Raw genomic sequence first — 19,236 nt, 5'->3', positions numbered from 1 at the left:
GCTCAGCGCTCCCGCAAGGCTTCGGACTGGTATTGCTGGATCGGGCTGAGCAGATAGTCGATGACCCGTCGATCGCCGGTGCGGATCTCCGCGGTCACACTCATGCCCGCCTGCAACGGCAGCCACTGCTCGTCGACGGCGATACTGGTGCGCGCGAGGCGTATCCGGGTTGGAAACACCAGGCCTTGCTGTTCATCCTTGATGGCGTCCCGGGAGACATGGACCACCTCGCCATGCAAGGTGCCGTAGCGGGTGTAGGGGAATGCATCGACCTTCACCTCGACGGCCTGCCCGGCCTTGACGAAGCCCACGTCCTTGTTGAGCACCATGACCTCGGCGTCCAGTTCATTGCCGTCCGGCACCACGACCAGCAACTGCTGCGCCGGCTGCACGGCACCTCCCAGGGTGTGCACCGACAACTGCTGGACCACGCCATCCACGGGCGCAAGCAGGGTCTGCTGGCGTTGCCGGTCACGCCCACGCACCAGCTGCTCCTGCAGCACGGCGATATCCTGCCGGCTGCTGTTGACCAGTTCATGCTGTTCACGCTGGGTCTTGGCCAGGTAGCTGTCACGCTGCTCGATGCGGTTGCGTGCTTGCGCCTTGAGCACATTCAATTCGGCGTGCTGCTGGGCCAGCGAGCGCTCCACATCCAACTGTTCCTTTTCCTGCTCGAGCAACTCGACCCTGGGCATCAGCTCTTCGGCCGCCATGGCCCGCCGCGCCTGCAGACGGAGCCGCACATTGCTTGCCAGCTTGGTCAGGGAAGCGATTTCCACGGCGCGGGCGCGCTGGTTGGCCAGGTTGATGCTGATCTCTGCCTTGAGGCTGTCGAGGTTGGCGTTGATTTCACGCGAAGTGCTGTGCAGTTGGGCGCGGGCGGCCGTCAGTTGCTCGGCAGACAGGGCGGCCGGCGGTTGATAGTGGGCAAGCGGGTCACTGCTCAGCAGTGCCTCGGCCCTGGCAACTTCGAGGCGTTTGAAGGTCAGTTGCGCCTGCAGCTCGCGTAGCTCGGCATCGACGCCGATGGGGTTCAGGGCCACCAGTGGCGCTCCCGCGCGCACCCGCTGGCCTTCACGAACGAAGATCGCGCTGACCTCCCCCGCTTGATGGGCCTGGACCACTTTGGTGTAGCTGGACACGATCAGCCGCCCCGTACTGCTGGCGTGGATATCCAGAAAGCCCAGGATCGCCCAGACCAGGGCGATCACCACCGTGCCGATCAGTAACCAGGCTGTACCACGGGCCCATGGGGCTGGAGGACGCTCGACGATTTCCAGGTACCCCGGTTGAAACTCGTACTCGTCCCGAGTGCGTCTGGTTCTACCCAAGAACTCGCGCAGTCGACTGAACACACCCGCAAGATTGCGGTTCATGCCCGCACCTCCTGCTGCATCGTCCACAACCGTGCGTAGCAACCACCCTTGGCCAGCAGTTGCGCGTGGCTGCCGCTTTCACTGATGCGTCCATGCTCCAGGGCGATGATGCGCTGGCAGTCACGCACTGCAGTGAGCCGATGAGCGATGACGATCACTGTCCGGCCCGCGGCGATCTGCGCCATGTTGTCCTGGATCAGCGCCTGGGACTCATCGTCCAGTGCACTGGTGGCCTCGTCGAATATCAGGATCCGTGGGTCGCCCATCAACGCCCGGGCGATCGCGATGCGTTGGCGCTGACCGCCAGACAAAGAACTGCCAGCCTCGGCCAGCACCGTGTCGTAGCCCAGCGGCAGCTGCAGTATGAAATCGTGGGCGCCGGCCAGCCGCGCCATCTCGATGACCCGTTCCAGAGACGCGGTGGGGTGACGCAGGGCGATGTTCTGACGCACGCTGCGGTTGAACAGATAGTTTTCCTGCAGCACCACACCGACCTGACTGCGCAGCCAGGCCGGGTCCAACTGTTCCAGGACCTGCCCATCGATCAGGATGCGCCCCGCGTCGGGGACGTAGAGCTTCTGCAGCAGGCGGGTCAAGGTACTCTTGCCTGAGCCGGATGGCCCGACGATCCCCAGGCTCTGCCCCGCCTCGATGTGCAGGTCCAGCCCATCAAGCACCAGGTCCAGGTCGGGACGGTAGCGGAAGGCCAGTTGTTCGATGCGAACCTCGCCACGCAATATCGCGCAAGGGCGCAGTTGCCCCTGGGCCTGCTCGACGGGGAGATTGAGCATGTCACCCAGCTTGTCCACCGACACGCGAACCTGCACGAACTGCTGCCAGACATCGATCAACTTGGCCAACGGCTGGCTGACATGGGACAGCATCATGTTGAAGGCGATCAATTGCCCCAGTGTCAGCTCCAGGGCGATGACCATGTGCGCCCCCCAGTAGATCACCGCCACCGCGGTGACTTTCTGCAACAAGGTCACACACTGGCTGATGGCGCTCCCCAGGCTCTGGCTGGCAAACCCGGCCTCGACCATCTCGGCGGTTTGCGCCTCCCAGCGCCGTTGCATGCGCGGTTCCACCGCTAGGCTCTTGATGGTTTCGCTGCTGCTGACGGTCTCGTTGAGAAAGGCCGTGTTGCGGGCGGTGGTCTGGAACTGCCGCTCGATACGCCTCTCCAGCGGGCCGGCGCTGGCCCAGGCCAGAGCCGCATACACTGGCAACGTCGCCAGTACCACCAAGGTCAACGGCCAGGAGATCCATGCCATGACACTGAAGAACACCACCGAAAAGGCGACATCGACACACAGCGTGAGCAACGATCCGGTGAGAAACTCACGAATTCCGTCCAGCTCCTGGACCCTGGCAATGATCGCGCCGACCTGTCGCTGCTTGAAATAGAGCAACGGCAGGCCCAATAGATGGCGAAACAGTTTGACCCCAAGTCCGATATCAATGCGGTTGGCGGTGTGCGCTGAAAGATACTCCCGCAGGCCTTTGAGCAGGACCTCGAACACACCAACCAGCACCAGCGCGAGCACCAGCACATCCAAGGATGCCAGCGCACGGTGGACCATGACCTTGTCCATCACCGCCTGAAAGAACAGGGGTGTTGCCAGGGCCAGCACCTGGAGCAGCAACGAACACAGGAGTACCTCACCCAGAATTCGACGATGGCGCAGCAGCTCGGGAATGAACCAGGAAAGGTCAAAACGCAGGCCACCTTGTCGTAGCCGGATGACCTCGCCCGTCCAGGCCTGCTGCAACTGTTGACGACTGAGAATCTGCGGCGTGCTGGACTGCGGTGATTGCACCAGTGCCTGGGTCGGTGACAAGCGCGCCAGGAGGGCGTAGTCACCCGCGGGGGTACGCCAGGCCAGTGGAAGCATCTTTGGCTTGAGAGCGAGCAGATTCAGTCGCCCCAGACGCAAATCGACGCCGCAAGCGGTCGCGTAGCTATTCACCGACTGGCGCACGCTTCCACGGGCATGCCCATCGGCGGCCAATGGCACCCGATCCTGATGCAGTTGCAGCAACAAGTGACAGCAGCGCAATGCTGAGTGCACATCACTGAGCCCTCGGGGACTCACCGGTGTCGCACTGAGCGTTTCAGGGGCAGCAGTTGATGACGTCATTGAAGCTCTTCCATTCACCGGAGCAATCCACCGGCCGCATGGGACTTGGTGGGATGAATGGATTCTGAGAGAGCGGCTTGAGGCTGATAATCAGGAGATTCGTTAACGGTCGTTAACTAGAAATTGATAGCCGACTGCGCGAAGCGCCACTTCGGCGCCGAAGAGAGGCCGCCCCGTTCGCTGTCATGGCCCTTGTCGGCCCTCAAGCGTTGCGCCTTGCGCCAGACGAAGCCGAAGGCGACGCGGTGTTGACGCCGGATCAGCCATGGAGGCACTCGGGCAGATTGCGTCGTGCTCCAGGACCTGGCGGCGGCCACCCCATTCAACACCCGAGCTTTTGTCATTAAATAACCCGGTTGCCGCCTCTATCTTGCTGAGCCTTACACCCCCGATAAGGAATCGATCATGAGTCTCTCTCGTCTGTTGCTGGCAGGAGCCATCGGCTTGGCACTTTCTCCTTGGGTCCAGGCTTCGTCCACGGCCGATCTCGAAGAAAAAGCCCAGTTGAGAAAGCTGTTCTGTGAATCCAAAGGCGGCACTGATATTACTGCGCTTGGTGAGTTGAAAAAGTCTGAAGACGTCGGCGCCGTGGTGGTGTGCAAGCTCCCGCCGTCGCCGACGACGGTCGTTGAAAACCAGGCGGCCTTGCGTCTTGCGGCCCTGCCATTGACGCCGGTAACGGCAACGCTTTCACCGCCATCCGGGGTGTACAAGCTCGCTCCGGGAGCCAGTAGCGTCAACACTTCATGCTCGGCCAACCTGGCGATTGCAAAATGGGCCGGGTTTCCCAGCAGCAGCAATGGCAATGCCACCTTGAATTGCCGCGGATACAATGGCGGCGCGGCCGGCAGCTCGCTGGCTTGCAAGATCGAATGGACCGGGCCGACCCAGGTCGCCATAGGGGTAACGCCTTATGGCGGCCAGGTGGCGGTGAACTTCAGTTGCCTGGCGATGTTTAACGGCTCCATCGGCACCGTCATGGATTTCAGCTACGCCGATCCGACGTATCCGCGCATCCGCTACGGCTCGGTCCAGGCCACCAGCAGCATGACCATCACTCAGTAAGGCCGTTGATGAGCAGCATGCCCGGTGTACCTGGGCATGCCGTGCTGATGCTGATCACGGTTTCCTCGACCGCTTGCAACTCGATCAATCCGCCGGCTAGGGCAACTCCCCGCTGGCTAGCCTTCTCCTCCCCCCTCCGGGGGATTGCTCTTGCGCATACTGTTGCGCCATACCCGGTAGGTCCTTATCCCTGAGCGCACTGAAGTGAACAGGAGTGGGTCATCCATCTCTGCGGCCATTCCCGAGCGTTTGAGCATGCTCAGGAAGGTGCCCCGTGCCCGGGCAATGGCGAAGTGCACGCCCTGGGCGGCCAGGGTATCGCGGACCTCACGCAGCACCGCGATGCCGCTGACATCGATGTCGTTGACCGCCTCGGCGTTGAACAGCACCAATTCGGGCTTGGTCGCACGCTGGACCGTGTCGAGCAGGCGCATCTTGAAGTAATCGGCGTTGAAGAACAGGATCGCCTCGTCGAAGCGATACACCACCAGGCCGGGGACGGTACGGGCCTGCGGGTAGCGTCTGATATCGACTTGGCCCTCGATGCCGGGCATCCAGCCCAGCACTGCATCTGTCGGTTGGTAGATGCTGTACAGCAGGCGCAGGATGGCCAGGGTCACGGCAAACATGATGCCCGGCAGCACGCCCAAGCCAAGCACGCTGACAGTGGTCAGCAGGCACAGCCAGAACTCGAAGCGACTGAGTGTGTAGATCTGCTTGAGGGACTTGATGTCGATCAGGCCCCAGCCGGCCATCAACAGCACCGCGCCCAGGGCCGGTTGCGGGATCCACGCCATGGGCGCGGTGAAGAACAACAGGATCAACGCGATCACCACAGCGGCGATGATCCCGACCAACTGGCTCTTGCCTCCGGCCATGTCGTTGACCGCGGTACGCGAATCCGCCCCGCTGATGGCGAACCCCTGCGAGGCACCGGCCGCCAGGTTGCTCATGCCCAGGGCGATGAACTCGTGGTTGGCATTGATCGCGTAGCCGTGGCGCGCAGCGAAACTGCGGGCCGTGAGCATGGCGCTGCAGAAGCTGACCGTGGCAATCCCAAGGGCATCGCGCAGCAGGCTCTTGCTTTCTTCCAGGGTGGTCTTGGGCCAGGACAGCTCGGGGATTCCGGCGGGCACATGGCCCAGGATGGCGACGCCGAAGTGATCGAGCCCAAACAGCCCGACCAGCAAGGTGAAGACCGCCACCGTCACCATCGCCGCCGGCAAGCGCGGGTAGCGCCGCGGCAGCCAGATCAGCAGGCCGAGGCTGACCAGGCCAATGGCCAGGGTCAGCCAATGGATCTCGCCCAGGCGCTGGAGAAAATCCAGCAGGCCGAGGATGAACCCCTCGCCTTCGATCTGGAACCCCACCACCTTGCCCATCTGCCCGGCAATCAGGCTCAGGCCGATACCGTTGAGGTAGCCGATGAGAATGGGCCGCGAGAAGAAACTGGCAATAAACCCCGCCCGGGCGATACCGGCGGCGATCAGCATCAGGCCCACCAGCACGGTGACGATCATCGACAATTCGACGGTGCGCTGCAGGTCGCCCATGGCCAGGGGCGCCACTGCCCCACCGAGCATGGCGCAGGTCGCGGCGTCGGGGCCGACCATCAACTGCCGCGAGCTGCCGATCAGGGCATAGACGATCATCGGCAATACACAGGCGTAAAGCCCGTACTGCGGGGGCAGGCCGACGATCTGGGCGTAGGCGATGGCGATGGGGATCTGGATGGCGGCCACGGACAGGCCGGCACGCAGGTCGGCGCGCAACCACTCGCGGCGATAGTGCAACAAGTTGGACAGACCAGATAACCAACGCAAGAGCGACATGCAGAGTCCTTTCTAAGTGGTGCATATTTTTATTCGGCCACGCCCTGGCAAGCCATCTCGTTGGCCAGGCGATGCGGGGCGCTATTCAAGCGAATTGGCCGCGTGATAGCCATGAGCTGGAGCAGCTTTTAGGTCGATCCAGGTCAATGTTCAAGGGGCGCTGGCAAGCCCGGTACTCATTTCCCTCAATAATTGGCAGGGGCCACCCCTGCGCGCCCTGCCCCGGCCGCCCATCACGGACTTGCAGGATAGCGATTGTCCGCCGGCCTGGCTGGGCCCGGCCCCCTCCTTCGCGTTCTCGGGGCCACGCACAAGGGCATTTTTTCAACTACTGTTCTGCTGTGCATGGACGTTCGCCATCGGCACTCGGCTTCCCACTTATAGCTGTTAATGCCTGGAGTAGCGCGCCCAAGCCGCCCTGCGCAGTCAAGCTTGATCGCAATGACTCATGGCCAAGGAGAGCGCTATGTCATACAGATCCTTACTGCTTTGCACCGCCTTCACCCTACCGACCGTCTAAACCCTCGACGCCCATGCGCTGTCCAATGGCGACTATGAGCAGGCTGCCAAACAGCAATTCAACACCTCCGCCAGGGCTCCCTGCATCAGCGGTTTTCCCTGCTTCGCCATCAGTAACCAATACCCGGTCAGCCCGCTCGCCAGCACGCCGCACTTTCCATGGAGCGCCACCAACTACAAGAGCGACCCGCAGAAGTACATGGCCGAAGTCCTGAGTTATGTCGTTGAGGGCAACACCGAGGTCGACTGGGAATTGCAAAGGAACAGCGTGCGGCGCTGGTATCACGCCCCGTGGATGCATGAAAAGCGCGAACCCGTTCATGGGCTGACCATGGAAAGAGGCAGCCGCCTGCACGAGCTCGGGCCGAACCAGACTCGGCGCACCAGCAATTGGGCCGTGGGTTTCTACAATGACTTGGGTGGCAGTACCTTCGGCAAGGTGTGGCAAGGCTCGGTGCGGCCGAGCACCACCAGTGCCGTGTTCCCGGTGGGCACGGTCACCGCCAAGCTGCTGTTCACCGATGCCACCGATAGCGAGGCGCCCTACCTCAAGGGCAACAACCTGCAGTGGCAAGCGGATATAGCCGGCAACGGCCAGCCGAAAAGCCTGCGCCTGCTGCAGATGGATATCGCGGTCAAGGAACAGGCCGATGCCACTCACAGCGGCTGGGTATTCGCGACCTTCGTGTTCAACGGTTCCCGGGGCGCGGCCAACTATTGGGAGAACCTGATTCCCGTGGGCCTGGAGTGGGGCAACTCGCCTGGCTTCACCTACGCCGACTACCAGGCCGGTAAACGCCCTGAGGAAAGCTGGATCAATCCCGAGGCCAAGGCGCTGTTCGCCAAACGCGCACCGGATGACCAGCTAGGTTACCTGGCTCGCATGAACGGCCCGGTCGACAGTCCACTGTCCAGTTGCATGAGCTGCCACAGCCGGGCCATGGATACCCGAGGAAAGCCCGGGCCGGACTTTAACCCCAAGCCCGCTGACAACTGCCTGGAAGTGATCAAGCCCAGCGGCAGCATCAACGAAACCTACGGGCGTGTGCCCGGGTGCGTGGTGAATGAGGTGGCGGTAGCGCCGTTCTACCGCAATCTGCAATCCAACCAGCCCTTCACTCCCGGCTTCAACTCGCTGGACTATTCGCTGCAGATGGCCATGGGCGTGGCCAGTTGGAACGCCTGGACCAAGAAGAACTACCCAACGGTGTTCAAGACAAACAGCACGACCTTCAAGCTCAAGAGTTTCAGCGTCGAGGCACCGGCGTCGATGAAAATCCCCCTGCTGCCTGCCGAGCAAGCCTTCCACCGCGGCAATTGAGCCCCGGGCTGCCCGTGGCCAGGCATTGGCAAAGGCCACGGGCAGCCTGGCTGCCTGCTTCGGGCGCCTGCAGCGGCCGGTATTGCCCCTGCGCCGGTCGCCCGACAGCCCTGCCATGGCCGGTCCCGGGGCCTGGGTATCCCCGGGACGCATGGGGCAAACACGGTCGCGGTTGTAGCCGTTGCCGCTGCGACCACGGTCATCGGCGCCAGTACGTGCGCCACTTGCCGACCCAGGGCACTACCAAATCTTGTAGGTGCCAAGCCGCTGCAAGTCCTCTATAAAAAACTGCCCCTATCCGCCAGGAATCTCCAGCCATGCACATGGAAGAGCACTCGCTGAATGACATGAGCGACGCGCTGCGATGGATGCTCGGTCGCTTTCGGTATGAGCAGTTTGTCGTGAAACTGGGCTGGCACTTGCCAGCCCATCCGCACCCGGACCGATGTGAATGGGATCAGTACGACACCCCGCATGCCCGCTACGTGCTGGCATTCGACCCGCAGGGCGCAATCATTGGCTGCGCCCGCCTGATACCCAGCACATTTCCCAACTTGCTTGAGGGGGTGTTCAGCCAAGCCTGTGCCGGGGCGCCCCCCCGGCATCCGGCGATCTGGGAAATGTCCCGCTTTACCACCTGCGAGCCGCAACTGGCCATGCCGCTGTTCTGGTACAGCCTCAAACTCGCCAGCCTTGCAGGGGCCGACACAATAGTTGGGGTCGTCAACAGGACCATGCAGCGCTATTACAAAATCAACGGTGTGCGCTACGAGGCGCTGGGACCGGTCACCGTGCACCAGGATGAAAAGATCCTCGCGATCGCGTTGTCGGCTCACCGCGAACAGCATGGTGGCGCCCTCGCCCCTGCCCTGTTCACCCCTGACGCGTTGCTGCAAGAGACCGCCTGACTGGAACGGCCGGACCTCAAGATTGATCCGGACGCAAGGGATGAGCCCCGGCAAAATGGCGCCGTGTTCCACCGCCAGTGGGCCTAACCCGGAGGGCTTCGGCCCTGATCACTGTGCCAGGTCGGCAGCAGTTGGCAGTCGAACTTCGGCCTTCGCGCTGGACCTAGATGTAGCCCAGGGCAACCGCGTAGGACACGGCCTGCACCCGGTTGCTGGCGCCGATCTTGCGCTGGATGTTGCGGTGGTGGTAATTCACCGTGTCGGTGCATACCCCCATGATCACGCCGATCTCCTCCGAGGTCTTGCCGTCGGCGGTCCAGCGCAGCACATCACATTCACGCCCACTGAACTCGACGATGGCCTTGGCGAGACGGTGGTCGTTTTCCAGTTGGCCGATCTTCTCATGAACCGCGGCGGCAAATGCCTTGGTCACCGGCCTCAAGGCTTCGAGTTCCTCAAGGCTGATGGCCTTGTTCCTGCGTGCCAGGCTCAGCAAGCCGACCCGCCCCTGGCCATTGAACGACGGTTGCGCCAGGCCGTGGCACAGGCCCGAGTCCCTGGCCTCGGACCACAACTGCGGGCATTCCCGGAACAACTCGTTACCCCACAGGATCGGCGCCGACGAAACTTTACTGTGCTTCACCGTGGGGTCGATCAGGGCGTAGTTCTGTGCTTGGTAGTGCTGCACCCAGTCCACAGGGTAATTGCTGTGTATATAAGTCTTGGGCCGCATGAACGGTGTCGCGCTGCACATGCCATAGGCAAAGAAATCAAAGCCCAGTTCCTGCAGTACTCTGATCGCCACCGCCGTGAACTCTTCGGCGCTCATGGCTTGCGTAAAGATACTGTAAAAATAGGCATCCCATCCAAACAGCTGTCCTAACTCCATTTTGAACACCACTAAAGTTTGAAGGAGGACGTGAGACTAGACCAAGCCGAACTCATGTCAACAGTTAATTCAGAACAACCATAGATTGCTTCGAACTAATACTGCAGCCCTACTATCTAGTTGGGCTCCATAGCCATCAGTCATGCTTGATATTGCGGGGCCACTACTGCGATTCAGACGACCAACGCCCTGATCACTTCACGATACTGAAACAGTCCATTGGGTCGAACTCCCTGCGGTCTTTTCACTACAAAATCTGGTAGTTCCAGCATCAACAAATGCAAGTGTATAAACAACCTCCACTCACCGCCGAAACAGTGCATCGCTTAAGCAAGTAACGGCTTTCGCCTGGCGCCAATCAACCCGGCACTTTTTTTATAATAGCGAAATCATTGGTTCATGACTCAAACAACTGAGGAGGCTGCCCATGCCCGCTTCAACAGCTGCCAACGGATTTAACGATCAACTTGAACTGCGCAGAAAAAACCGTGCCACCGTCGAACAGTACATGGGCACTAATGGCAAGGATCGCCTGCGCCGCCATGAACTCTTCACCCACGACGGCAGCCTTGGCTCCTGGAACACCGAGAGCGGAAAACCGCTGGAAATCAAGGGCCAGGCCAAGCTCGCCGCCCTCGGAGCCTGGGTAGAGAAGTGTTTTCCTGATTGGCAGTTCCACAATGTCCGGGTATTCGCCACCGATAACCCCAACCATTTCTGGGTGGAAAGCGATGGCCGCGGCAAGACCCGGGTGCCCGGTTATCCCGAAGGCTATTGCGAAAATCATTACATTCATTCATTCGAGCTGGACAACGGCAAGATCACTCAGAGCCGTGAATTCATGAACCCCTTCGAGCAACTTCGTGGTCTTGGCATTCCGCTACCGAAGATCAAGCGCGAAGGTATTCCTGCGTCATAAACCCCATCTTGCTATAGGAGATTTCCGCATGCCAAATAGTCCAGCCCGTCAACTAAACCAACACGACGACACTGAACTTAGACGCAAAAACCGCGCTACGGTCGAGCAATACATGCATACCCAGGGCCAGGCTCGCCTGCGGCGCCACGAACTGTTTACCGAAGATGGCTCCGGCGGTCTGTGGACCACGGACACCGGCGCCCCCATTGCCATCAACGGCAAGGCAAAGTTGGCCGAACATGCGGTCTGGTCACTCAGATGCTTCCCGGATTGGGAGTGGTACAACATCAAGATATTTGAAACCGATGACCCCAACCATATCTGGGTCGAATGTGATGGCCACGGCAAGATCCTGTTTCCCGGGTACCCGGAAGGTTATTACGAGAATCACTTCCTGCATTCTTTCGAGTTGCAGGACGGCAAGATAAAACAGAACCGCGAGTTCATGAATGTCTTCCAGCAGTTGCGCGCCCTAGGTATTCCCGTGCCGCAAATCAAGCGCGAAGGCTTACCTACTTAATCCCCCCTGGGAGAGTGATCGCATCATGGAAGACTTACTGAAACGGGTTCTAAGTTGTGAAGCGTTCCAGCAACCTCAATGGAGCGAGCCCTCACAACTGCACGATGCGCAGGCCTATCTCAGGGACAGCGCGCCCTTGATTCGAGTCGAGGACATTCTGGTGCTGCGCGCCACTCTGGCCAGAGTCGCGGCTGGCGAGGCGATGATTATCCAGTCCGGTGACTGCGCCGAAGACATGGATGAAAGCTCTCCCGCCCACGTGGCGCGAAAAGCCGCGGTCCTGGACATCCTGGCCGGTGCGTTGCGCCTGGTCACCCAGCAGCCGGTGGTGCGGGTGGGACGGATTGCCGGGCAATTCGCCAAGCCGCGCTCCAGCAACAGCGAGCGCATCGGCAACGTCGAGTTGCCGGTGTATCGCGGTGACATGGTCAACGGCCGCGAGGCCCTGGGCAGCCATCGCCAGCATGATGCCCAGCGCCTGGTGCGCGGCTACCACGCGGCCCATGACATCCTGCAGCACCTGGGCTGGAACGAGCCGGCAAACCAGGAGCCATTGTGTGGTTCGCCAGCCTGGACCAGCCACGAGATGCTGGTGCTCGACTACGAGTTGCCCCAGGTTCGCCAGGATCACCAGGGCCGGGTCTTTCTCGGCTCGACCCACTGGCCGTGGATCGGCGAACGCACCCGCCAGTTGGCCGGCGCCCACGTGGCCCTGCTCAGCGAAGTGCTCAACCCGGTGGCCTGCAAGATCGGCCCGGACATTACCCGGGACCAGTTGCTGAGCCTGTGCGAACGCCTGGATCCACGGCGCGAGCCCGGTCGGCTGACCCTGATCGCCCGCATGGGCGCGCACAAGGTCGGGGATCGACTGCCGCCCCTGGTGGCGGCCGTTCGCAGCGCCGGTCACCAGATCATCTGGCTGAGCGACCCGATGCACGGCAATACCATCGTCGCCCCCTGCGGCAACAAGACCCGCATGGTGCGGACCATCACCGAAGAAATCATCAATTTCAAGCACGCCGTCACCTCGGCCGGGGGCGTGGCCGCCGGCCTGCACCTGGAGACCACCCCGGATGAGGTCAGCGAATGCGTTTCCGATGCCCTGGGGCTGGACCAGGTCGCCAGCCACTACAAGAGCCTGTGCGATCCGCGCCTGACTCCCTGGCAGGCCGTCACCGCGGTCATGGCTTGGAAAACCGCGCCCACCGCTGCCATTTTCTGACTGGAGTTCGTCGCCATGACCGGCATTCCATCGATCGTCCCCTACGCCCTGCCCACTGCCCGCGACCTGCCCGTCAACCTCGCGCAATGGCATATCGACCCTCAGCGCGCCGTACTGCTGGTGCATGACATGCAGCGCTACTTCCTGCGGCCGTTGCCCGAGCCCCTGCGTGAAAGCCTGGTGGGCAATGCCGCACGCATTCGCCAATGGGCCGCCGAGCACCAACTGCCGGTGGCCTACACCGCCCAGCCTGGCAGCATGAGCGAGGAGCAACGAGGCTTGCTCAAGGACTTCTGGGGCCCGGGCATGCAGGCCAGCCCGAACGACCGCGAGGTGGTCGATGCCCTGGCGCCGCGCCCGGGCGACTGGCTGCTGACCAAGTGGCGCTACAGCGCCTTTTTCAACTCGGACCTGCTCGAACGCATGCGCGCCAGCGGCCGCAACCAGTTGGTCCTGTGCGGTGTATACGCCCATGTCGGGGTGCTGATTTCCACCGTGGATGCCTACTCCAACGATATCCAGCCGTTCCTGGTTGCCGATGCGATCGCCGACTTCAGCAAGGAACACCACTGGATGGCCATCGAATATGCGGCCAGCCGTTGCGCCATGGTCGTGACCACTGACGAGGTGGTGTTATGAGCCAGACCACTGCCCACCTCATCGGGCGCATCCTGCAACCGGCGCCCGGGCCCTTCGCCCTGCTCTACCGCCCCGAGTCCACTGGCCCGGGGGTGCTGGACGTGCTGCTGGGAACGATGTCCGAACCCGGGTGCCTGGCGGACATCGAACTGCCCGCCACCACCGTCGGTGCCGCGCGTCTGGAGGTGCTGGCGCTGATTCCCTACAGGCAGATCGCCGAACGCGGTTTCGAGGCCGTGGACGACCAGTCGCCACTGCTGGCGATGAAAATCACCGAACAGCAATCGATTGGCATCGAACAATTGCTGGGCGTGCTGCCTGACGAGCCGCTCCAGCTCAACGGCGAGCGTTTCGACCTCAGCGACGAGCGTTACGCCGAGGTTGTCAGCCAGGTGATCGCGAATGAAATCGGCTCCGGGGAAGGTGCCAACTTCGTGATCAAGCGCACCTTCCTGGCGGAGATCAGCGAGTACGGTGCGGCCAAGGCCCTGTCATTCTTCCGCCACCTGCTGGAGCGGGAAAAAGGGGTGTACTGGACCTTCATCATCCATACCGGCGAGCGCACCTTCGTCGGCGCCTCGCCCGAGCGCCACATCAGCGTCAAGGACGGCGTGGCGGTGATGAACCCGATCAGCGGCACCTACCGATACCCACCCGCCGGCCCCAGCCTGAGCGAGGTCATGGCATTCCTGGCCAACCGCAAGGAGGCCGATGAGCTGTACATGGTGGTGGATGAGGAATTGAAGATGATGGCGCGCATTTGCGAGGACGGAGGGCATGTACGCGGCCCCTACCTCAAGGAAATGGCCTGCCTGGCGCACACCGAGTACTTCATCGAAGGCAAGACCCGTCGCGACGTCCGCGACATACTGCGCGAAACCCTGTTTGCCCCGACCGTCACCGGCAGCCCGCTGGAAAGCGCCTGCCGGGTCATCCACCGCCATGAACCCCTGGGCCGCGGCTACTACAGCGGCATGGCAGCGTTGATCGGCAGCGATGGCAAGGGCGGACGCTCGCTGGATTCGGCGATCCTGATCCGTACCGCCGATATCGACCGCCACGGGCAGGTGAAAATCAGCGTGGGCTCGACCATTGTCCGGCATTCCGAGCCAATGGCCGAAGCCGCCGAAAGCCGGGCCAAGGCCGCCGGCTTGATTGGTGCGTTGAAGAACCAGACGCCCTCGCGCTTCGGCAACCACCTGCAGGTGCGCGCCGCGCTGGCCAGCCGCAATGCCTACGTTTCCGACTTCTGGCTGATGGACAGTCAGCAGCGGCAGCAGGTCCAGAGCGACTTCAGCGGGCGCCAGGTGCTGATCGTCGATGCCGAGGACACCTTCACCTCGATGATCGCCAAGCAGTTGCGGTCCCTGGGGCTGATGGTGAGCGTGTGCAGTTTCAACGACGAATACAGCTTCGACGGCTACGACCTGGTGATCATGGGCCCCGGCCCCGGCAACCCCAGCGATGTCCAGCAGCCGAAGATCAGCCACCTGCACCTGGCCATCCGCTCGTTGCTCAGCCAGCAGCGGCCCTTCGTTGCGGTGTGCCTGAGCCACCAGGTACTGAGCCTGTGCCTGGGCCTTGAACTGCAACGCAAGCTGATTCCCAACCAGGGCGTGCAGAAGCAGATCGACCTGTTCGGCAACGCCGAGCGGGTGGGGTTCTACAACACCTTTGCCGCCCAGAGCAGCAGTGACCGCCTGGATGTCCACGGCCTCGGCACCGTCGAAATCAGCCGCGACCGCGAGACCGGCGAAGTGCATGCGCTGCGCGGTCCTTCGTTCGCCTCGATGCAGTTCCATGCCGAATCATTGCTGACCCAGGAAGGCCCACGGATCATGGCCGACCTGCTGCGTCATGCGCTCATCAACACCACTGTCGACAACAGCGCTTCGGCCGCCGGGAGCTGACCCATGCACGAATATGCCATCATCGACGCCTTCGCCAGTGTGCCACTGGAAGGCAACCCGGTTGCGGTGTTCTTCAAGGCCGACGACCTCTCGGCCGAGCAGATGCAAGGCATTGCCCGGGAGATGAACCTGTCGGAAACCACCTTCGTGCTCCAGCCACGCAATGGGGGGGACTGGCGGATCAGGATTTTCACCCCGGTCAACGAGCTGCCTTTCGCCGGCCATCCGCTGCTGGGCACCGCTATCGCGCTGGGGGCCCTGACGGACAATCACCGCCTGTACCTGGAAACCCAGATGGGCACCATCGTCTTCGAACTGGAGCGCCAGGCCGGCCGGGTGATCGCCGCCAGCATGGACCAGCCGATACCGACCTGGTCGGCCCTGGGACGCGATGCCGAATTGCTCAGTGCCCTGGGCATCAGTGCCTCGACCTTTGCCATCGAGATCTACCACAACGGCCCGCGCCACGTGTTCGTCGGTTTGCCGAGCATCGAGGCGCTGTCTGCCTTGCACCCCGATCATCGCGCCCTGTCCAACTTCCACGACATGGCCATCAACTGTTTTGCCGGTGCGGGACGGCACTGGCGCAGTCGGATGTTCTCGCCCGCCTATGGCGTGGTCGAAGATGCCGCCACCGGCTCTGCCGCCGGGCCGCTGGCCATCCACCTGGGCCGCCATGGCCAGGTGCCGTTTGGCCAGCAGGTGGAGATTCTCCAGGGCGTGGAGATCGGCCGGCCATCGCTGATGTTCGCCAGGGCCGAAGGCCGTGCCGATGACCTGAAGCGGGTCGAGGTTTCTGGCAATGGCGTAACCTTTGGACGGGGGAGCATCGTGCTATGAATAACCCACTGCAAGGCAAGCCGTTGCTGGGCAACGGCATGTCGGAATCCCTCACTGGAACCCTCGACGCTCCGTTTCCCGAGTACCAGACCCTGCCCCAAGACCCCATGGGTGTGCTGCGCAACTGGCTGGAGCGCGCTCGGCGCATGGGTATACGCGAACCCAAGGCGTTGGCGCTGGCCACTGCCGACAGCCAGGGGCGGCCGTCGACACGCATCGTCGTGATCAGTGAGATCACCGACAACGGGCTGCTGTTCAGCACCCACGCCGGCAGCCAGAAAGGCCGTGAACTGGCGCAGAATCCCTGGGCCTCGGGGGTGCTGTACTGGCGTGAAACCAGCCAGCAGATCATCCTCAACGGCCGCGCCGTGCGCCTGCCCGATAGCCGGGCCGACGAGGCCTGGTTGAACCGCCCCTATGCCACCCACCCGATGTCCACGGTGTCGCACCAGAGCGAAGAACTGAAGGATATCCAGGCCATGCGCCGCGCCGCCCGCGAACTGGCTGCAGTACCGGGGCCCCTGCCTCGTCCAGCGGGGTATTGCGTGTTCGAGTTGCGCTTCCACTCCGTGGAATTCTGGGGCAACGGCCAGGAGCGCCTGCACGAACGCCTGCGCTACGATCTGAACGAAACCGGTTGGACGGTGCGACGCCTGCAGCCCTGACCCGGGTGGCCGGGGCGGGGACGGTGCTGCTGTCACCGGCCTGCCCCGGGTACCTGCGCCAACCCGAGCCGGGCTGGTCGCCACTGGCGCTCGCAGCACTGGACCCCGAGGCCCTGGCGCAGACATCATTGCGCCTTCCGCTACCGGACCACCTCCCGCTCAGGATCGCTATGCAACCATCAGCCACCCTCAACGCCCGCCAGGTTTGCCAGCGCCTGCGGGACGCCGCCCTCGGTGTCTATCCCTTGCACCTGGTCACCGGGACCGAGGGCCAGGTGCAAGTGGAGATTGGCGATTGGCGCTTGCTGCTGGATGTCGATGGCAGTCAGTTACAGCACTGCCGACATTGCCGCAGTGCCGAAGGCCTGGAGTGGCAGCTCGACGCTCGGCAGCGCTTCGGCACCGACCCGGTCAGCCTGTTGAGCACCTGGGAGCTGGCACAAGTCGGACGTTTGTTGCAGGCACTGGAGATGGCTGGAACAGAACGATCTGACAGGAACTAGAGGCAGCCCTGGGCGGCCCGCTCGAAACTCGAAGGGCTGAAGCTCGAAGCCAGCAAATGGCGCTCGTAAAGGTACACCTTGCCGCCATTGGGGGCCTTGTAGGCTTCCAGTACGTTGTCTGCTGCGATCTTGCTGGAAACCACGATCCGGTAGCCGCGCTGGGTCTGGGAGACCGTTGGATCCTGCAGCTTGGGCACCACGCACTCGGCATATTCGGCGGGAGTCTTGCTGGTCTGCAGCACCAGGCTCGGGTCATTGGGGGCAGAGGCACAGCCGGTCAACAACAAGGCCGCCAGGGTCAAGGCGGGAACAACGGGAGAACGCATCGGGGGGAATCCTGAAATAAAAGCCTGGTTCGGTGCGCAAGGGGCCAGCATCACGGAGCTGCCCTTGCGGTCATGGTGTTCTTCGGCGGCAATTATCCAGGGTCAGCGAACAAAAAAAAATCTGCGTTGTTTGATTGTCACTATCACTTCAACCGATAGTCAGCCCCGGTTCAGGTCGCTGGAGCGCTGTCTGGCAACCCGGTATCGGGCACGGCTGCCTGCACAGGGCCGCCCCCGGGTGGCGGCATCCTGGCTGAATCAGCACGCCGGATTAACCTCTGGAGCGGCATGTCCCGAGGGGCTGCTATGCCCCCTTGCTCGCCGCCAGGTAGACAGCCAGGCGTTTTCCCATTTCCTCGCCCAGGGCCTGCAACCCGCTCATGGGACGGACCATCACCTCGAACTCGATGATCTGGCCCGTCTCATCGAAACGGATCATGTCGATGCCCTTGACCTCCCGCTCCCCTACCCGTGCGCTGAACTCCAGCACCAGGTTCAGGCCGTCGGCCGTCGCCAGTTCGCGGTGATAGGTAAAGTCCTGGAACACCTGCAGTACGGTGCCAAGGATGGTCGCCACCACCGGCGCTCCAGGGTAAGGCGTATGGGCCATGGGCGAGCGGAACACCACCTGGGGCGACAGCAGTTCGGGCAAGGCACTGAGGTCTTGGCGGGCGACCATGCTGTGCCAGCGTTGCAGAGTGGCTTGGGCCGAGGGTTGCAGTTTCGCTTCGGACATCGGGTACTCCCTGGGGGCAGTGTGTTGTTGTGGGATTCAGGCTACGGTCCGATCTTAGCGCCGTCAAGATTCTTCGCCATGCTAAGATTCCGCGGATTTCCAGCCCTGTCCACGCCATCCGGGACCCTCTGATGAAGCCCCACGCTCCACGCTCACGGGACGCCTACCACGTTGGCAACCTGGCCCCACAACTGCTTGCCGCCGCCCGGGCCATGCTCGAGGAAGTGGGCCCCACCAAACTGTCGCTGCGAGCGCTGTCGGAGCGGGTCGGGGTCAGTGCCACTGCGGCTTACCACCACTACGCCAATCGCGCGGAACTCATCGGCCACCTGGCGGCCCAGGGCTTTATCGAGCTGGCCCAGGTGCTGGTGCAACACGATCAGCAGCAGGTCGGGCGGCAGAAACTGCGCAGCGCCAGCCTGGCCTATTTCAGTTTTGCCCGGGCCAACCCGGCGCTCTATCAACTGATGTTCGGCGCCGAGTTTGCCAATGGCCAGATGATCCCGGAGCTGATCGCGGCCCGTGAACAGGCCTTCGGCGAACTGCAGCGGATCATCGCCCAGATGCTCGGGCTGACGCCGCAGGCCCCGGAAGTACGCCGCGTCGCCCTCGCCGGCTGGTCCTACACCCACGGCCTGGCGTCACTGGTGATCCATGGGGTGCTGCATTTTCCCGCGGGCACCAGCGACGAACGCTTCGTCGACAACGCCCTGCAGGGCTTGCTGCAGTTGTTCGAGGCCGGCGAAAAGCCTTGAGTCGCTGCCGGGTGCAGGCCCTCGCCCATTGAAGTGTTGCGGCTATCAGTCGCTCATTGGCGCCGGCGCCCCGGCCATGGCTGCATGAGGGCGCTGACGAAGCTGAAACAAGGGGGCCACCCTTGCTCCGGTTCCCCCACGCTGCCTGCC

The 19,236-nt window shown here is 62.5% G+C and carries 18 protein-coding genes; 12 read left to right on the top strand and 6 right to left on the bottom strand.

The features are described from left to right. Positions 1–2: 2 nt before the first annotated feature. Positions 3–1,376 carry an HlyD family type I secretion periplasmic adaptor subunit gene (locus ACZ5BO_RS17770; protein ID WP_464695921.1) on the bottom strand — a complete coding sequence of 458 codons (1,374 nt, stop codon included), beginning with the start codon at positions 1,374–1,376 and terminating at the stop codon, positions 3–5. Further along, a complete protein-coding gene (locus tag ACZ5BO_RS17765) occupies positions 1,373–3,517 on the bottom strand; it encodes a type I secretion system permease/ATPase (RefSeq protein ID WP_464695920.1) in 2,145 nt (714 codons plus the stop codon). The genes ACZ5BO_RS17770 and ACZ5BO_RS17765 overlap by 4 nt, the downstream gene beginning before the upstream one ends. Positions 3,518–3,922: 405 nt before the next feature. Here ACZ5BO_RS17765 and ACZ5BO_RS17760 point away from each other — a divergent pair, with 405 nt between their 5' ends. Beyond that, positions 3,923–4,582, top strand: coding sequence for a hypothetical protein (locus ACZ5BO_RS17760; RefSeq protein ID WP_464695919.1), 660 nt, complete (start codon positions 3,923–3,925; stop codon positions 4,580–4,582). 116 nt (positions 4,583–4,698) lie between these two features. Here ACZ5BO_RS17760 and ACZ5BO_RS17755 read toward each other — a convergent pair whose 3' ends face one another. After that, on the bottom strand, positions 4,699–6,414 hold the full coding sequence (locus ACZ5BO_RS17755; protein WP_025128924.1) for a SulP family inorganic anion transporter: 1,716 nt from the start codon (positions 6,412–6,414) through the stop codon (positions 4,699–4,701). A 718-nt stretch (positions 6,415–7,132) separates the two neighbouring features. On the opposite strand from ACZ5BO_RS17755, the gene ACZ5BO_RS17750 reads away from it, so the two are divergent. After that, complete coding sequence (locus ACZ5BO_RS17750) at positions 7,133–8,254, top strand: hypothetical protein (protein ID WP_464695918.1); 1,122 nt, start codon at positions 7,133–7,135, stop codon at positions 8,252–8,254. Between the two features lie 317 nt (positions 8,255–8,571). Next, positions 8,572–9,162: an acyl-homoserine-lactone synthase gene (locus ACZ5BO_RS17745; protein WP_464695916.1), complete on the top strand. Its 591-nt coding sequence runs from the start codon at positions 8,572–8,574 to the stop codon at positions 9,160–9,162. Between the two features lie 163 nt (positions 9,163–9,325). Here ACZ5BO_RS17745 and ACZ5BO_RS17740 read toward each other — a convergent pair whose 3' ends face one another. Next, entirely contained in the window at positions 9,326–9,991 is a 666-nt protein-coding gene (locus ACZ5BO_RS17740) for an autoinducer binding domain-containing protein (RefSeq protein ID WP_464695915.1), read from the bottom strand. Between the two features lie 487 nt (positions 9,992–10,478). Here ACZ5BO_RS17740 and ACZ5BO_RS17735 point away from each other — a divergent pair, with 487 nt between their 5' ends. The 8 genes from ACZ5BO_RS17735 to ACZ5BO_RS17700 all read left to right on the top strand — a co-directional run bounded on the left by ACZ5BO_RS17735 (position 10,479) and on the right by ACZ5BO_RS17700 (position 17,269). After that, positions 10,479–10,970, top strand: coding sequence for a PhzA/PhzB family protein (locus ACZ5BO_RS17735; protein WP_464695914.1), 492 nt, complete (start codon positions 10,479–10,481; stop codon positions 10,968–10,970). A gap of 28 nt (positions 10,971–10,998) precedes the next feature. Further along, positions 10,999–11,490: a PhzA/PhzB family protein gene (locus tag ACZ5BO_RS17730; protein WP_464695913.1), complete on the top strand. Its 492-nt coding sequence runs from the start codon at positions 10,999–11,001 to the stop codon at positions 11,488–11,490. Between the two features lie 25 nt (positions 11,491–11,515). Then, complete coding sequence (locus ACZ5BO_RS17725; RefSeq protein WP_464695912.1) at positions 11,516–12,712, top strand: 3-deoxy-7-phosphoheptulonate synthase; 1,197 nt, start codon at positions 11,516–11,518, stop codon at positions 12,710–12,712. A 15-nt stretch (positions 12,713–12,727) separates the two neighbouring features. After that, positions 12,728–13,351, top strand: coding sequence for an isochorismatase family protein (locus ACZ5BO_RS17720; protein WP_025128931.1), 624 nt, complete (start codon positions 12,728–12,730; stop codon positions 13,349–13,351). Continuing rightward, positions 13,348–15,261: an anthranilate synthase family protein gene (locus tag ACZ5BO_RS17715; RefSeq protein WP_464695911.1), complete on the top strand. Its 1,914-nt coding sequence runs from the start codon at positions 13,348–13,350 to the stop codon at positions 15,259–15,261. Before ACZ5BO_RS17720 ends, ACZ5BO_RS17715 begins: the two co-directional genes overlap by 4 nt. A 3-nt stretch (positions 15,262–15,264) precedes the next feature. After that, on the top strand, positions 15,265–16,101 hold the full coding sequence (locus ACZ5BO_RS17710; protein ID WP_464695910.1) for a PhzF family phenazine biosynthesis protein: 837 nt from the start codon (positions 15,265–15,267) through the stop codon (positions 16,099–16,101). Then, positions 16,098–16,766: a phenazine biosynthesis FMN-dependent oxidase PhzG gene (gene phzG, locus ACZ5BO_RS17705; protein WP_464695909.1), complete on the top strand. Its 669-nt coding sequence runs from the start codon at positions 16,098–16,100 to the stop codon at positions 16,764–16,766. Before ACZ5BO_RS17710 ends, phzG begins: the two co-directional genes overlap by 4 nt. Before the next feature lie 170 nt (positions 16,767–16,936). Beyond that, positions 16,937–17,269, top strand: coding sequence for a DUF7693 family protein (locus tag ACZ5BO_RS17700; RefSeq protein WP_464695908.1), 333 nt, complete (start codon positions 16,937–16,939; stop codon positions 17,267–17,269). On the opposite strand, the gene ACZ5BO_RS17695 is transcribed toward ACZ5BO_RS17700, so the two are convergent. Both ACZ5BO_RS17695 and ACZ5BO_RS17690 read right to left on the bottom strand, forming a co-directional pair. Then, entirely contained in the window at positions 17,266–17,595 is a 330-nt protein-coding gene (locus ACZ5BO_RS17695) for a hypothetical protein (protein WP_025128936.1), read from the bottom strand. The genes ACZ5BO_RS17700 and ACZ5BO_RS17695 overlap by 4 nt on opposite strands. Before the next feature lie 304 nt (positions 17,596–17,899). After that, entirely contained in the window at positions 17,900–18,331 is a 432-nt protein-coding gene (locus ACZ5BO_RS17690) for a nuclear transport factor 2 family protein (protein WP_464695907.1), read from the bottom strand. Positions 18,332–18,462: 131 nt separating this feature from the next. Between ACZ5BO_RS17690 and ACZ5BO_RS17685 the strand changes: the two genes are divergently transcribed. Then, the gene (locus tag ACZ5BO_RS17685; protein ID WP_464695906.1) at positions 18,463–19,086 is read left to right on the top strand and encodes a TetR/AcrR family transcriptional regulator; all 624 of its coding nucleotides are present in this window, start codon (positions 18,463–18,465) and stop codon (positions 19,084–19,086) included. The last annotated feature ends 150 nt before the right edge of the window (positions 19,087–19,236 follow it).

The organism is Pseudomonas sp. FFPRI_1, from assembly GCF_055384485.1.
The sequence above is the reverse complement of the archived record's forward strand: the minus strand, read 5'-3'. Positions and strand labels throughout refer to the sequence as shown.

Coding starts and splice junctions, on each gene's coding strand:
- ACZ5BO_RS17725 (WP_464695912.1), top strand. CDS start 11,516: ATGGAAGACTTACTGAAACGGGTTCTAAGTTGTGAAGCGTTCCAGCAA.
- ACZ5BO_RS17730 (WP_464695913.1), top strand. CDS start 10,999: ATGCCAAATAGTCCAGCCCGTCAACTAAACCAACACGACGACACTGAA.
- ACZ5BO_RS17740 (WP_464695915.1), bottom strand. CDS start 9,991: ATGAGCGCCGAAGAGTTCACGGCGGTGGCGATCAGAGTACTGCAGGAA.
- ACZ5BO_RS17690 (WP_464695907.1), bottom strand. CDS start 18,331: ATGTCCGAAGCGAAACTGCAACCCTCGGCCCAAGCCACTCTGCAACGC.
- ACZ5BO_RS17695 (WP_025128936.1), bottom strand. CDS start 17,595: ATGCGTTCTCCCGTTGTTCCCGCCTTGACCCTGGCGGCCTTGTTGTTG.
- ACZ5BO_RS17720 (WP_025128931.1), top strand. CDS start 12,728: ATGACCGGCATTCCATCGATCGTCCCCTACGCCCTGCCCACTGCCCGC.
- ACZ5BO_RS17700 (WP_464695908.1), top strand. CDS start 16,937: ATGCAACCATCAGCCACCCTCAACGCCCGCCAGGTTTGCCAGCGCCTG.
- ACZ5BO_RS17750 (WP_464695918.1), top strand. CDS start 7,133: ATGGCCGAAGTCCTGAGTTATGTCGTTGAGGGCAACACCGAGGTCGAC.
- phzG (WP_464695909.1), top strand. CDS start 16,098: ATGAATAACCCACTGCAAGGCAAGCCGTTGCTGGGCAACGGCATGTCG.
- ACZ5BO_RS17770 (WP_464695921.1), bottom strand. CDS start 1,376: ATGAACCGCAATCTTGCGGGTGTGTTCAGTCGACTGCGCGAGTTCTTG.
- ACZ5BO_RS17765 (WP_464695920.1), bottom strand. CDS start 3,517: ATGACGTCATCAACTGCTGCCCCTGAAACGCTCAGTGCGACACCGGTG.
- ACZ5BO_RS17735 (WP_464695914.1), top strand. CDS start 10,479: ATGCCCGCTTCAACAGCTGCCAACGGATTTAACGATCAACTTGAACTG.
- ACZ5BO_RS17755 (WP_025128924.1), bottom strand. CDS start 6,414: ATGTCGCTCTTGCGTTGGTTATCTGGTCTGTCCAACTTGTTGCACTAT.
- ACZ5BO_RS17760 (WP_464695919.1), top strand. CDS start 3,923: ATGAGTCTCTCTCGTCTGTTGCTGGCAGGAGCCATCGGCTTGGCACTT.
- ACZ5BO_RS17685 (WP_464695906.1), top strand. CDS start 18,463: ATGAAGCCCCACGCTCCACGCTCACGGGACGCCTACCACGTTGGCAAC.
- ACZ5BO_RS17745 (WP_464695916.1), top strand. CDS start 8,572: ATGCACATGGAAGAGCACTCGCTGAATGACATGAGCGACGCGCTGCGA.
- ACZ5BO_RS17715 (WP_464695911.1), top strand. CDS start 13,348: ATGAGCCAGACCACTGCCCACCTCATCGGGCGCATCCTGCAACCGGCG.
- ACZ5BO_RS17710 (WP_464695910.1), top strand. CDS start 15,265: ATGCACGAATATGCCATCATCGACGCCTTCGCCAGTGTGCCACTGGAA.